Source organism: Enterococcus sp. DIV0802b, assembly GCF_050543535.1.
GTDB lineage: Bacteria > Bacillota > Bacilli > Lactobacillales > Enterococcaceae > Enterococcus_D > Enterococcus_D entomosocium.
The window spans coordinates 3,548,645-3,563,145 of the sequence record NZ_CP172941.1 but is presented as its reverse complement, the minus strand read 5'-3'; the positions used below and the strand labels follow the sequence as shown (position 1 = coordinate 3,563,145).

Sequence of the window (14,501 nt, the reverse complement as noted above, 5' to 3'; positions counted from 1 at the left end):
CAATCTTAAGGAGGAAACAACAAATATGGAAACATACGACTACATAGTAATTGGCGGCGGCAGCGGCGGGATCGCCTCAGCCAATCGAGCAGGAATGCACGGTGCCAAAGTATTATTGATCGAAGGCAATGAATTAGGCGGCACCTGTGTCAATGTCGGCTGTGTGCCGAAAAAAGTCATGTGGCAAGCCAGTGAGATGTTAGAAATGATCAAGCGGGACGCAACTAGCTACGGTATTTATCCACATGTGGATAAATTTAATTTCACTGAGCTTGTGGATAACCGTGAAAAATACATTGATTTTTTACACACAGCCTATCAAAAAGGCTTAGATAGCAATAATGTAGAAGTTATCCACGGTTATGCACAGTTTGTGGATAACCACACGGTTACCGTCAATGGGGAAAACTACCATGCAGCAAATATTTTGATTGCCACCGGTGGAAAACCCAGCGCTATGAATATTCCCGGTGGTGAGTACGCCATTGACTCGAATGGTTTTTTTGCGTTGCGAGAAGCACCAAAGCGTATGGTCGTCTTAGGGGCAGGCTACATCGCAGCCGAAATCAGCGGTGTCAGCCAACAGCTGGGCAGCCAAGTGGCTTGGGCGTACCGCAAAGAGCGGCCATTACGAACCTTTGACAAAATGCTTGCGGATAATCTTGTGGAGATGTACCAAGAATCAGGGATCGAAACTTATGCAGGCTACGTTGCCTCTCGTATCATTAAAGAAGGTGACGAGTATATCGTTCACTTTGAAAATGGTGAAACCTTGACCGGCGATTGCGTCCTTTTTGCTGGTGGTCGTGTGCCGAATACGGATAAGTTAGGTCTAGAAAACACCGATGTCCAATTGGATGAAAAAGGGTTTATCATTGTGGACAAATATCAAACTACTACGGCTGACACGATTTTTGCAGTGGGCGATGTCATTGGAAAATTGGATTTGACCCCGGTTGCGATCGCCGCCGGTCGTCGCTTGTCTGAGCGCTTGTTCAACGGTCAAAGCGATGCGTACTTGGATTATCACTTAGTACCGACGGTCATCTTTACGCATCCACCGATTGCCACGATTGGTTTATCCGAAGAAGCAGCCTTGGCAAAATACGGCCAAGAGCAGATAAAGGTGTATCGTTCGCGCTTTACACCGATGTACTTTGCTTTAAATGAGTATCGCCAAAAATGTGAGATGAAATTGGTGTGCTTAGGAGAAGAAGAAAAAATCATCGGTCTGCACGGCATCGGGATCGGTGTCGATGAAATGCTGCAAGGCTTCGCTGTAGCCATCAAAATGGGTGCTACAAAAGCAGACTTTGATCAAACCGTTGCCATTCATCCGACGGGGTCAGAAGAATTTGTGACGATGCGTTAAAAGAAAAAAAGCCTCAACGGACAGATGATTTGTCCGTTGAGGCTTTTTTTGCGTATAAAATTCTAGCTATCAACTAAAAAGTCCCCAAAAGTAGATCAGAAATCGAACCTTGGGGGCTTATTTCAGTATGATCCCAGCTGCTGGGTTTATCCTAGATCCTTGATCAGTTCTGACGCCCAAGGATCTGAGCAGTGATCTGATAAAGATATGTTTTGGTTTCATCTTTGGTCTCAGGCAATTTCTGGATCGCTTGCAAAGCTTTTTTCGTGTAGTCGGCAGCGAGTTTCTTGGCTTCGTCAATCCCGGCGCTTTCTTGGACGATCCGATAGACTTCATGGGTATCCGCCTCAGTCATGGCAGCTTGTTTTTCCAGCAGTGGCAACAGTTGTTGGCGGTCATTTTTCAATGCCATCAACAGCGGCAAAGAATAGACGCCTTGCCGAACATCTTCCAATACTGGTTTTCCTAAGGCAGTCGCATCTTGACTGTAATCCAAGACGTCATCCATGATTTGAAAGGCAAGGCCAATGGCTTCGCCGATCTCACGGGCTTGATTGGCAAAGCGCAAAGAAGTACCGCTTTCGTAAGCCCCGATGAAGCAGCTTAAAGCAAACAACTCAGCGGTTTTGCCGCGAATGTTTTCTAAGTAATCCTCGATAGTGACGGACAAATCGTATCGTTTGCTCATTTGTCCTAATTCGCCGGCCAGGATTTTTTCCATACTACGGGAATTCATCTGCAAGCTTTTCATGGAGCTGGCATAATCCGCCATCAATTTAAAGCAGCAGACAAAGAGGTAATCACCAGCATAGACAGCGACATCGTTGCCAAATTCGGAACGAATGGTCGGCAGCTTGCGTCGGGTGTCCGCATGATCGACGATATCGTCGTGAATCAGCGAAGCAGTGTGGAGCATCTCGATCGAAGCCGCCAATGCGACGGCTTTTTCGCGATCTTTGTCACTGCCATAAGCAGAAAAGAGCAGCTGATAAGCAGGACGCAGCAGTTTCCCACCTGAATGGATCATGGACAGGATCGCTTGTTCGACCTCTTTGTTTTTTAGTTTTAATGATTTTTCCATCAATTGCAAGGAGGCAGATAAGTCAGCTTGCAGTGCTGGATACTCTTGCCACATGGAATGAAGTTTCATAATTAACTCCTTTATTCTGAATCCGAGCGCCATTTGACTTTGGTCTGGCGTTCATAATCAATTTGAAAACGGCGCAGTGTTTCAACACGACGCAGCAAGTAGTTGGCGGCGATCCCGATAGCGATCCCGGACAAGATCCCAAAGAAAGACAGGACCGGCAAGTAGAGCATCACGCTCCAGGATTGAGCGATCCATGAGGCGGTGATCAACTGTCCGACGTTGTGCAAGAAACCGCCAGCCGCACTAATGCCGATGATACTGACACGCTTAGGCCCCAACTGTTTCACCAAAGACATCCCAAAGTAGCTCAGTAAGGAACCACTCATACTATATAAGAAGGTCGAAACCGTTCCTCCTAGTAACGTCGTTAAAATCAGTCTTAGCCAAATCAAGAGAAAACTGTCTTTTTTCGGCATGGTGAACAAAGCAATAATGGTAATTAAATTTGCCAAACCTAGTTTCGCACCAGGCGCAAAGGCAAATGGATAAGGGATCATATTTTCAACTAAACCAATCACGACCCCTTGGGCGACCAGCAGTGAGATGAAAATTATTCGTTGTAATCGACTCATAAGCAAACGATCAATAGATTAGATCGTCGGTCTCACTCCCATCTGCGGCTTGGATTTCGATCACCAATTTATGAGGTAGACAGACGATGGTTTCCCCATTTTTACTGGCCCAGCCACGGCGCACACAAATCTGGTCGCCGCAATCAGCTTCCTTGATTCGGATCCGATCGCCTTCGATCTCCAGTAAATTGGTATCCCCGTCTTCATCTTCATAAAGATAGGTGTACGTTTTTTGACCTTCAACTAAGTCAAAACGTTTGATTTCTGTCCCATCGACCCGCAAGACGGCTTCTTTCTCAGCCGTTTGCGTCTGGCCAAAAATAAAAATCGGTAAAAAAGAGCTGAGGATCAAAACAAGTATGATGACGCCATCCCATGGTTTTAAATGCGCATCGCGGATAAATTCTTTTAGTTTCATCAAAAAAGACTCCTGTTCTTTCATGTGATGTGTCTCATTCTAGCATAAGAAGACAAGATTCTACTAGCTGAATCCTCAATAATCCACCGATTTCTGTGCAAGGACGATCAAGAAAAAGTTCTGTACTTGGAAAGAGACCAAGACACTGATTGAAAATCAGAATGTCTTAGTCTCATGAAGTCGTACAGGTATTCTATTTTGCTGGCTTATTTATTGCCATATAAGGAGCGAGGGGTACCGTACCACCATTTTCCAAGGGTACGTTGCAACCATGGGATTACCCAACGATCTAAACCGACTGCGCGTCCTGAACCGTTCATCAAGGCAAACGCAACTGGAATGAACCAGATGTTTACCCAGTAGAACATACCAGACATACAGAAAGTCAACACTAAAACGATGGTCGTTGCGTTCACTAACCAAGTGAAGAGACCAGCCATCAATGCAAGAGCTAAAGCAATTTCAAAGAAGACCATGAATTTTTGGAAGAACATTGCAACGTCGTTGTTTGGCATAATAAATTGCATAACTTTTGTGAACCAGTCAGGTGATTTTTCGATCACGATCATTGGTTGTTCACCGTAAGCATAGCTCAAACCAAAGTGTGCGGCTTGTGTCGCTGCATCGGCTGCTTCACCGGCGCCACTAGCGGCACTTGCTGCATCGGCTGCTTCACTAGCACCACTTGCTGCATCAGCGACTGTTTGATATTCCCAAGTCCAAGGGAATACGCTGTTGCCTTGGAACCAAGAACCTTCACCGAACCAAGTACCAGGTTTGAAGACTTCCCCATTCGTACCTAAAATTTTCTTGAAGGCTTCAACGAACCAGACAAGACCATAGAAAATACGAAGCGGAACACTCCACAAGACGTTACCGTAACGAGACGTGTGACCACGAGCGACTGTCCGGTCATCTTTGATGTGGAAGATTTCATGCATCAAGTATTGGAACATGTAGTAACCAGAACGAATATCAAAGAAGTATTTCAAGTTAACGATGTGTTTCATAATGATCGCTAAGAAACCGCTCAGGTGAATCTTATTGAATAAGTTCGCCACGCCCCATTTGGCACCGATCGAAACCATAAATCCTTGGTAGTTTCCTTTGAATTTATGTTTTTCGCCGCCTTTGATGGCTGCAACGATGTTCGTTGCTGCAGTGTGACCTGTTTGTTCAGCTGCTTGCACGATTTGTGGTGTTGGTGTATTCGGGAATTCTTCGAAGTAAACCAAGTCACCAATAATATAGATGTTTTTGTCTTCGTAGCCTTTTGCTTCCATGTACTCATTGGCAACTAGACGGAAACCACGGGCTGTTTCTAAACCGAAATCAGCAGCATCGCTAGTTCCTTTGACACCGGCAGTCCAGATCAATGTGTGGGTTGGGATCGTTGAACCATCTTTTAGTTTGATGTGGTCAGGTGCCACTTCAACGATTGGTGCATTCAAGACAAGATCAACATTGTTTTTCTTCAAGTAGCGTTCTGCTTTGGCTGCATCGTTACGATCAAGCATGTTCAAGATCGTTGGCATTGCTTCAACGACTTTCAAGCTGATTTCACTTGGGTCCAATTTATAATCGGAAGCTAAACGATCTTTCCAATCGATCAGTTCACCGATCATTTCGATCCCGGTAAATCCAGAACCACAAACGACAAAGGTCAACATTGCTTTGCGTAATGCTGCATCTGGTTCGATCGCTGCTTTTGCGACAGTTTTTTCAATGTGTTCGCGAATACGGACAGCATCGTCAAATGACCATAAAGTAAAGCCGTTTTCTTTAACACCAGGTGTACCAAAGTCATTCGGTTCGCCACCCATCCCTAAAATCAAGTAGTCAAATGAATAGCTACCTAATTTTGTTTGGACGGTTTTATTTTCTTTATCGATCCCAGTTACTGTATCGGTTACTAAACGAACATTTTTCTTGCGTGAGAACAAGCGCTGCAAGTCATATTGAATTGCGGTAGGTTCTACACGTCCTCCAGCGACTTCATGCAGTTCAGTCATCATCGTATGATAAGAGTGACGGTCGATCAATGTTATCTCAACATCATTGTCTTTTTTCAATTTCTTTGCCATGTACTTCGTAGCAGAAACGCCTGCATAACCGGCACCGACAACGACAATGTTTTTCTTTGCCATTGCAAATCTCTCCTTAATAAAAATAATCTATGATAATAATTACACAATCGTTCCTATTATATAGACAAATGGTTCATTTGTCTAACGATTCTGATGAAAAAAACGCATATTTCCTGAAATTCGTGAAAACTTGCGAAAATCAAAAATTAAGTCCTTTTTCCGTAAAAAAGCGGAAAGGAAGCGGTTGACATATCGTAAATTTACTTTACAATGTTAGATGTATCACAAACTTTTTTGTGGGGAAAATAAACAAGTAAAAGGTGGATAATTATGAAAGCAAAGAAATTGATTGTAGGTATGGCGGTATTTTCATTCTCAGCAATGTTGTTAGGGGGTTGCGGAGCAGATGACAATAACACAGCTTCTTCGTCAACTAGTGAAAGTACATCACAAACTTCTGCAAGCGATTCAGCATCAACAGAAAGCACGGAAGCAACCATTGTTGCGGGCGAGCCAATGCAAGATGGGACGTATCGTTTAGAAGAAAAGAACTATAAAAACGACTACCGTGTCACATTTGAGATCACAGTCAAAGACGGCAAAATCGTTGAATCAAAATATGACAACGTGAATGCTGATGGCGAATCAAAAACAGAAAACACTGAATACAATGAAACGATGAAAGAAAAAGCAGGCATCAGTCCAGAAGAATTTATTCCTAAATTCAATGAAGAATTAGTTGCCGCACAAAGCCCTTCTTCAATCGAAGTAGTTTCTGGCGCGACTCATTCCTTTGATTCCTTCCAAAACTATGCACAACAATTGATCCAAGCGGCGCAAGCAGGCAACACGGATACCATTGAAATCGACAACGGTGCAGACTTGCAAGACGGAACCTATACATTAGAAGAAAAGAACTACTCAAACGGTTACCGCGTGGTCTTCTCAATGACTGTGGCTGACGGCAAAATCTCTGAATCAAACTACGACTACCTAAACGAAGCCGGCGAGTCGAAAAAAGATGATACAGAATACAATGAAAACATGGAAGCAAAATCTGGTACTGGTCCAGAAGAATTCATTCCAAACTTCAATGAAGCTTTTGTTTCTGCAGTCAATGCTGAAGATGGTTCTGTGGCAGACATGGACGTCGTTTCTGGTGCAACCCACAGCTTCCACAGCTTTGTTATCTATGCACAACAATTGTTGAATGCAGCTGAAAAAGGTGACCAAACAACCATTGAAGTCGATAACTTCGTTACTGAATAATCACAACTTTTTTGAATGAAGAGGACAGCATTCGCTTTGAGTGCTGTCTTTTTTTCGTGGGCAGCAAGGTCATAAAAGCAAGTTCGTGCAAAAGGAAGCAATCTGGCGGGAAGTTTTTTTTAAAAGAACTGTTTTTTACAAAGAAGAAAAAGTTCGATTAAGGATTCCTAAAATACGTTGCGGAATCACGGAATGCCCCTTTTCATTCTGCCAAAAAAAGGCTATTATATGAAGGTTGAAGACAATAGAAAAGAGGAAAATCATGAAAAAGAAAGTAACGTTTTTTCTGATGTTTGTTTTTTTAGGCACAATGTTGGCAGCTTGTGGCAGTAATCAGGAAGCAACGACGCTGCGGGAAGAACCATATTTTCAAGAAGAATTTTTATTAGGCACTTATACTCGAATCCGCATTTATGATGAAGGCAAAGAGGACGCTATGAAGCCAGCCTTTGACCGCATCAGAGAATTAGGCGATAAAATCACCATCAACCAAGCAGGATCAGAGATCGATGAAATCAATGCGCAAGCTGGCATCAAACCAGTGAAGGTTTCGGATGATATTTATTATTTGCTAAAAGAAGCTTACGATTACAGTGTGAGATCAGAAGGCGGCTTTAATATGGCCATCGGTGCCATCACCCAATTATGGCGAATCGGCTTTGATGATGCCCGCAAGCCAGAGCAATCTGAGATCGATGAAGCATTGAAACATATCAATTATGAACAAGTCGAGTTTAACGATGAAGATCAAACCGTTTATTTAAAAGACAAGGACATGATCCTTGACCTTGGGGCGATCGCTAAAGGCTATATCACGGACGAAGTCGTCAAAGTATTGAAGGACAATGGCGTGACTTCCGCGATCGTCGATTTGGGCGGGAATGTCTATGTGTTAGGTCATAGTAACCGCGGCACAGATGAGCCATGGAATGTCGGAATCCAAGACCCGAACAAATCTCGCGGCTCGATTATCGGTAGTATCAAAGAAACCAATAAAACAGTAGTTACTTCAGGGATCTACGAACGCTACTTAGAAGTAGACGGCAAAACGTATCACCATATTTTTGATTCTGAGACTGGCTATCCTTACGATAGCGATGTAGCAAGTGTAACTGTGATCACCGACAAATCCATCGATGGTGACGGGTTGACTACGGTGGCGTTTGATAAAGGGGTCAAAGAAGGCTTGGCTTATATCGAACAGCATACCGAAAAGGGGACCGATGCGATCTTTATCACAAAAGAAGATAAAGTGTATGTAACCGACGGTATCAAAGATACCTTTGAACTTTCAGAGGAATCAGGCTACACGATGGGTGATCGTGCGGATTTAGAATAGGAGGAGTGAAAGATGTCTCTTTCAGTGTTTTTAGAAGTAGTGGAGATCCGTACCAAAGTGGCCAGTGTCTTCCCCTTCATTATGGGTGTGTTGTTCTCGTTGGTGTATTTTCATGAATTTCATCCTTTGAATACCGCAATCTTTTTTCTGGGGATGTTGCTGTTTGATTTGACGACGACTTCCATCAACAATTATATGGATTTCAAAAAAGCCAAATCAGAAACCTACAAATACCAGCACAATGTGATCGGGCGAGAAAACATCTCAGAAGCTACTGTTCGCAATCTGATTTTTGCGATGCTGGCAGGAACCTTGTTAATTGGTCTTTACTTGTCGTTTGTCACTGGCTGGTTGCTGCTAGTGATGGGGCTGGTGGTTTGTTTTATCGGGGTCTTTTATACCTTTGGCCCGATTCCGTTATCGCGGATGCCTTTAGGCGAGGTGTTCAGCGGCGTAACGATGGGATTAGGGATTTTTGCCATCACGATCTATATCAATACTATTGATCAAAAAGTTTTTTATCTGGCACTGGATTTTGCGAACGGGACCTTTGGCTTAGTGGGGAACCTCTGGGCCGTTTGTGCGATTGTGTTGGCATCCTTGCCATTGATTTTCACGATTGCTGACATCATGTTAGCCAATAACTTACGGGATCTGGAAGCCGATATCGAAAATCACCGCTACACACTGGTGTACTACATCGGTCGTGAAGCAGGTATCCGTCTGTTTCAAGGAATGATGCTAGCTTCCTACGCCGCTATTTTATTGGGCTTCTTGTTTGGTCTCTTCCAATGGCCGATTTTGCTCGTGTTTCTGACACTACCGAAAATCCACCAAAATTTGAAAGAGCATCAAGCCAGCCTGCCCCACCCACGTAGTTTCGGCTATTCGATTAAGAACATGATTTTATTCAACAGCAGCTATGCCTTAGGCTTGCTTTTCTGTCTGTTGTGGCAATTGCTTTAAAAAAAGATCGACCCGCTCTTGAAAGAGCAGGTCGATCTTTTTTATGTGGGGAATGAAATAGCGCATAAAAACTGTAGAAAAGACATGATAAAAGAACAAGCATCCTACTTAGTATGAAAAGATGAGGCTCGCTTTCTCTGCGGAATTGATCGTAGCAGTAAAGTTTGTTTGGGAGCTGCCTAGGTTGCTTTTTATTTAACCCCTCGGAATAAGCAGGTCTGTTTATGGAGTGTTTGTGTTTACGCTTGCTGTGACTGGTTACCTACGAAAGCAGCATCAATACCGCTCCAAACTGATTTCTCCAGAAGAAAGCACCTTGCGCTCCGTCGCTGTGTCCACCACTAATTCACCGGTGTTGGTAATGTCTTGGGCGATTCCTTCATAGGTCACACCTTGTTGTGTAAATTGAACGGTGCGGCCCAAAACGAAGGATTTTTGCCGATAGCGGGCCATATAATCCATGTCAGGCAGTTGCGCTAACAATTGGAAGAACCGACGCCAAATTTCTTGGATCAACGCGACCCGAGAAAAGGTTGGATACTCTTCACCAGGAAAGAGTGAGGTCGCTTTTTCCCGAATCTCTGCTGGAAACTGCTGTTGCGGAATTGAAAAACTGATGCCGATACCGATCACAACCGAAGTAATACGGCCTGTCTCAAAGTCACTGGTTGCTTCAGACAAAATACCGCAGATTTTTTTTCCATCTAAGTACAGATCGTTGACCCACTTAATGGCCGTTTCCTTCATTAGAAGGGCATCGATGGCTTCGGCAACTGCTACCGCCGCCAGAACGGTATATTGCGGCAATTCTTGAAACGCTTGGTTTGGTTTTAAAAGCAAGCTCATATAGATCCCTTGTTTTTTCGGTGAGAAAAACGGTCGTTCGAAGCGGCCATGACCGCCTGTTTGCGTTTCGGTCAAAAAAAGGGCGGGGGTTGCCAGTCCACTATCCAAAGCGGCAATCTTGGCTTCTTTCATGGTGGATTCAACAGCTTCCTTGATTTGAATCGTGGGAATCATCGGCAAGGCTGCCGCAAGTGCTGCTTGATCGTATCGATCATCCGAGACAAAGCGATAGCCGTTGGCCAAGTGTTCGAAATGATAGCCTTCTTTCTCGAGTTCTTTAATGGCTTTCCAGACTGCGGTACGAGAGATCGACAAAGCTTGGGCCAGTTTCTCTCCAGATAGCACAGTATCTTCTTTTTGTAATAAGGTCAGTATTTTTTCTTTTGTCGTCATAAGGATATCCTTCCTAATGTTTCACGTGTAACGTTTTCGTTAGCATAGCAAGAAATCGGCAAAAAGCAAAGTAGTTTCTTACGAAAAACCGTCCACACCAGCCTTGTTTTTTTCTTTAGAAAATCTTAGGAAATGGGTGCGCCAGAAAAGCATTGTAACTTCCAATGAAAGCTTGACAGAGAAGTGCTTCATCTGTATAATAAGGAGTTGCAAAAACTATCTGAACGAAAAAAGCAGAAACGAAATATTGTCCGTTTCGGCTTAGGAATAAGGAAACAAAAGTAGAAAATGCCCAATGCATCCGTTCTATTTTTGGTTTTTTTTTGCCTAAAAGCCGCAAAAAATGCTTTCTGTAACCTATATTTAATATTTGTTACAGTTTTGTAAATAATCGGATAGCCTTTTTGAAAGACTTTATGAAGAGGTGAAGAGCTTGGCTGGACACGTAGTAAAATACGGAAAGCATCGCGAACGTAGAAGTTTCGCACGGATCAGTGAAGTATTAGAATTACCGAATTTGATTGAAATTCAAACCGACTCTTACCAATGGTTCCTAGATGAGGGCCTAAGAGAAATGTTTGAAGATATTTTGCCAATCGAAGGATTCAACGGTAACTTGTCCCTAGAATTTGTGGATTATGAATTGAAAGAACCAAAGTATACAGTAGAAGAAGCCCGTGCCCATGATGCAAACTATTCGGCACCATTACATGTTACTTTGCGTTTGACGAACCGTGAAACTGGGGAAATCAAATCCCAAGAAGTATTCTTTGGTGACTTCCCATTAATGACTGAACAAGGAACCTTTATCATCAACGGGGCAGAACGGGTTATCGTTTCTCAGTTGGTCCGCTCTCCGGGTGTATATTTCCATGGCAAAGTCGATAAAAACGGAAAAGAAGGCTTTGGTTCAACTGTTATCCCTAACCGCGGTGCGTGGTTAGAAATGGAAACTGATGCCAAAGATATCTCTTACGTACGGATTGACCGTACCCGTAAAATTCCTTTGACGGTCTTAGTCCGTGCCCTAGGGTTTGGTTCTGATGACACGATCTTTGAAATTTTCGGCGACAGTGAATCATTGCGCAACACGATCGAAAAAGACTTGCATAAAAACGCAAGCGATTCTCGTACCGAAGAAGGATTGAAAGATGTTTACGAACGTCTTCGTCCAGGCGAGCCAAAAACAGCAGACAGCTCACGCAGCTTGCTGAACGCACGTTTCTTCGATCCAAAACGTTACGACTTAGCAAATGTTGGTCGTTACAAAGTAAACAAAAAATTAGACTTGAAAACACGTCTATTGAACTTGACCTTAGCAGAAACCTTGGTTGACCCTGAAACAGGCGAGATCATTGTTGAAAAAGGCACTGTTTTGACTCACCAAGTCATGGAAACACTAGGCGCATTTATCGATAATGGCCTAAACAGTGTAACGTACTATCCATCAGAAGATGGGGTCGTTACCGAACCAATGACGGTCCAAGTCATCAAAGTCTTTTCACCAAAAGATCCAGAACAAGAAGTCAACGTGATCGGTAATGGCTATCCAGATACTGCCACACGTACCGTTCGTCCAGCAGATATCATTGCTTCAATGAGCTACTTCTTCAACTTGATGGAAGGCATCGGCAATGTCGATGACATCGACCACTTAGGAAACCGTCGGATTCGTTCTGTTGGTGAATTATTGCAAAACCAATTCCGGATCGGGCTTGCTCGGATGGAACGTGTCGTTCGTGAACGGATGTCGATCCAAGACACCGAAACCTTGACACCGCAACAATTGATCAATATTCGTCCAGTTGTCGCAAGTATCAAAGAATTCTTTGGTTCTTCTCAGTTGTCACAGTTCATGGACCAAACAAACCCACTGGGTGAGTTGACCCATAAACGTCGTCTATCTGCCTTAGGACCTGGTGGTTTGACGCGTGATCGGGCCGGCTATGAAGTCCGAGACGTTCACTATTCCCACTATGGCCGTATGTGTCCGATCGAAACGCCTGAGGGACCAAACATCGGGTTGATCAACAGCTTGGCCTCTTATGCCAAAGTCAACAAGTATGGCTTCATTGAAACCCCATACCGTCGAGTTGACCGTGAAACAGGCCGTGTTACAGACAAGATCGATTACTTGACTGCCGATACCGAAGACCACTACGTTGTGGCCCAAGCAAACAGCTTGTTAAATGAAGACGGCTCTTTCGTAAACGACGTTGTTATGGCGCGTGCTACTTCTGAAAACTTGGAAGTATCGATCGATAAAGTCGACTACATGGACGTATCACCAAAACAAGTAGTCGCAGTCGCAACCGCATGTATTCCTTTCTTGGAAAACGATGACTCCAACCGTGCCTTGATGGGTGCCAACATGCAGCGGCAAGCTGTACCATTGATCAATCCGAAAGCACCTTGGGTTGGTACTGGTATGGAATACAAATCAGCACATGACTCAGGAGCTGCTTTGTTATGTAAACATGATGGAATCGTAGAATACGTGGATGCAGCCGAAGTGCGCGTTCGTCGTGACAATGGCGCATTAGACGTTTATTCTGTTACCAAATTCCGTCGTTCAAACTCAGGAACCAGCTACAACCAACGTCCATTAGTGGCACTTGGTGAAAAAGTGGAAAAAGGCGACATCTTAGCAGATGGCCCATCTATGGAACAAGGTGAAATGGCATTAGGACAAAACGTCTTAGTCGCATTCATGACTTGGGAAGGGTACAACTATGAAGATGCCATCATCATGAGCCGTCGTTTGGTGAAAGATGATGTTTACACTTCTGTCCATATTGAAGAATATGAATCAGAAGCCCGCGACACAAAATTAGGACCTGAAGAAATCACTCGCGAAATCCCGAACGTTGGGGAAGACGCGTTGAAAGACCTAGACGAAATGGGCATTATCCGCATTGGTGCGGAAGTCAAAGATGGCGATCTGCTTGTTGGGAAAGTCACTCCAAAAGGGGTAACGGAACTTTCAGCAGAAGAGCGTTTGTTGCACGCAATCTTTGGTGAAAAAGCCCGCGAAGTGCGTGACACTTCTCTACGCGTGCCTCACGGCGGCGGCGGAATCGTCCACGATGTCAAAATCTTTACCCGCGAAGCTGGCGATGAATTGTCACCAGGTGTGAACATGCTGGTTCGCGTTTATATCGTTCAAAAACGGAAAATCCATGAAGGGGATAAAATGGCCGGACGTCACGGAAACAAAGGGGTCGTTTCTCGCATTATGCCAGAAGAAGACATGCCTTTCTTACCAGATGGCACACCAGTCGATATCATGCTGAACCCATTAGGGGTACCTTCTCGGATGAACATTGGACAAGTATTAGAGTTACATTTAGGAATGGCTGCGCGTCAATTAGGCATTCACGTGGCAACACCAGTCTTTGATGGAGCCAGCGATGAAGATGTTTGGGCAACGGTTGCTGAAGCAGGAATGGCCAGCGATGCCAAAACAGTGCTTTACGACGGACGTACCGGCGAACCATTTGATGGCCGCATCTCCGTTGGTGTCATGTACATGATCAAATTGGCCCACATGGTCGATGATAAATTGCATGCCCGTTCCATTGGACCTTACTCATTGGTTACGCAACAACCATTGGGAGGAAAAGCCCAATTTGGTGGACAACGTTTCGGAGAGATGGAAGTTTGGGCACTGGAAGCATACGGTGCTGCTTACACCTTACAAGAAATCTTGACCTACAAATCAGATGACGTGGTTGGTCGTGTGAAAACATACGAAGCGATCGTCAAAGGGGAACCAATTCCAAAACCAGGTGTACCAGAATCATTCCGCGTATTAGTAAAAGAATTGCAATCACTGGGTCTAGACATGCGTGTCCTAGATATCGATGATGCAGAGATCGAACTACGTGATATGGATGATGACGATGATGATTTGATCACCGTTGATGCCTTAACAAAATTTGCGGAGCAACAAACAGCCCGTGAATTAGAACAAAAAGCACAAACAGAAGCTAAAAATGCCGCCGACGCGTTGAACCAACAAATCGAGACAGCAGAAGATCGCTTGCAATAATAGACGGCCCTCGCTATTTCCGCCACTAGCGGAAACAG

10 protein-coding genes are annotated in these 14,501 nt (G+C 44.2%); 5 read left to right on the top strand and 5 right to left on the bottom strand.

Features of this window, described 5'->3' with window-relative positions; translation table 11 throughout:
- Positions 1–25: 25 nt before the first annotated feature.
- Positions 26–1,372, top strand: coding sequence for a glutathione-disulfide reductase (gene gor / locus IGJ12_RS16615; protein WP_061053495.1), 1,347 nt, complete (start codon positions 26–28; stop codon positions 1,370–1,372).
- Positions 1,373–1,535: 163 nt separating this feature from the next.
- Here the strand turns inward: gor and IGJ12_RS16610 are convergent, their stop codons facing one another.
- The 4 genes from IGJ12_RS16610 to IGJ12_RS16595 form a co-directional block, all read right to left on the bottom strand.
- Positions 1,536–2,522 carry a polyprenyl synthetase family protein gene (locus tag IGJ12_RS16610; RefSeq protein WP_176257019.1) on the bottom strand — a complete coding sequence of 329 codons (987 nt, stop codon included), beginning with the start codon at positions 2,520–2,522 and terminating at the stop codon, positions 1,536–1,538.
- Between the two features lie 11 nt (positions 2,523–2,533).
- Positions 2,534–3,094 (bottom strand): Gx transporter family protein, encoded by a 561-nt coding sequence (locus tag IGJ12_RS16605; protein ID WP_005232987.1) that lies wholly within the window; start codon positions 3,092–3,094, stop codon positions 2,534–2,536.
- A 10-nt stretch (positions 3,095–3,104) separates the two neighbouring features.
- Complete coding sequence (locus tag IGJ12_RS16600; protein ID WP_034878211.1) at positions 3,105–3,512, bottom strand: NusG domain II-containing protein; 408 nt, start codon at positions 3,510–3,512, stop codon at positions 3,105–3,107.
- A 206-nt stretch (positions 3,513–3,718) separates the two neighbouring features.
- The gene (locus IGJ12_RS16595; protein ID WP_005232989.1) at positions 3,719–5,659 is read right to left on the bottom strand and encodes an NAD(P)/FAD-dependent oxidoreductase; all 1,941 of its coding nucleotides are present in this window, start codon (positions 5,657–5,659) and stop codon (positions 3,719–3,721) included.
- Positions 5,660–5,929: 270 nt separating this feature from the next.
- Here IGJ12_RS16595 and pplA point away from each other — a divergent pair, with 270 nt between their 5' ends.
- The 3 genes from pplA to menA all read left to right on the top strand — a co-directional run bounded on the left by pplA (position 5,930) and on the right by menA (position 9,173).
- On the top strand, positions 5,930–6,868 hold the full coding sequence (pplA, locus tag IGJ12_RS16590; protein WP_061053492.1) for an extracellular electron transfer flavoprotein PplA: 939 nt from the start codon (positions 5,930–5,932) through the stop codon (positions 6,866–6,868).
- A gap of 262 nt (positions 6,869–7,130) precedes the next feature.
- On the top strand, positions 7,131–8,207 hold the full coding sequence (locus tag IGJ12_RS16585) for an FAD:protein FMN transferase (protein ID WP_005232994.1): 1,077 nt from the start codon (positions 7,131–7,133) through the stop codon (positions 8,205–8,207).
- 12 nt (positions 8,208–8,219) lie between these two features.
- On the top strand, positions 8,220–9,173 hold the full coding sequence (gene menA / locus IGJ12_RS16580) for a 1,4-dihydroxy-2-naphthoate polyprenyltransferase (protein WP_429946921.1): 954 nt from the start codon (positions 8,220–8,222) through the stop codon (positions 9,171–9,173).
- Between the two features lie 276 nt (positions 9,174–9,449).
- Here the strand turns inward: menA and IGJ12_RS16575 are convergent, their stop codons facing one another.
- Complete coding sequence (locus tag IGJ12_RS16575; RefSeq protein WP_430619218.1) at positions 9,450–10,412, bottom strand: biotin--[acetyl-CoA-carboxylase] ligase; 963 nt, start codon at positions 10,410–10,412, stop codon at positions 9,450–9,452.
- Between the two features lie 433 nt (positions 10,413–10,845).
- Here IGJ12_RS16575 and rpoB point away from each other — a divergent pair, with 433 nt between their 5' ends.
- A complete protein-coding gene (gene rpoB, locus IGJ12_RS16570; protein WP_008381746.1) occupies positions 10,846–14,463 on the top strand; it encodes a DNA-directed RNA polymerase subunit beta in 3,618 nt (1,205 codons plus the stop codon).
- Positions 14,464–14,501 lie beyond the last annotated feature (38 nt).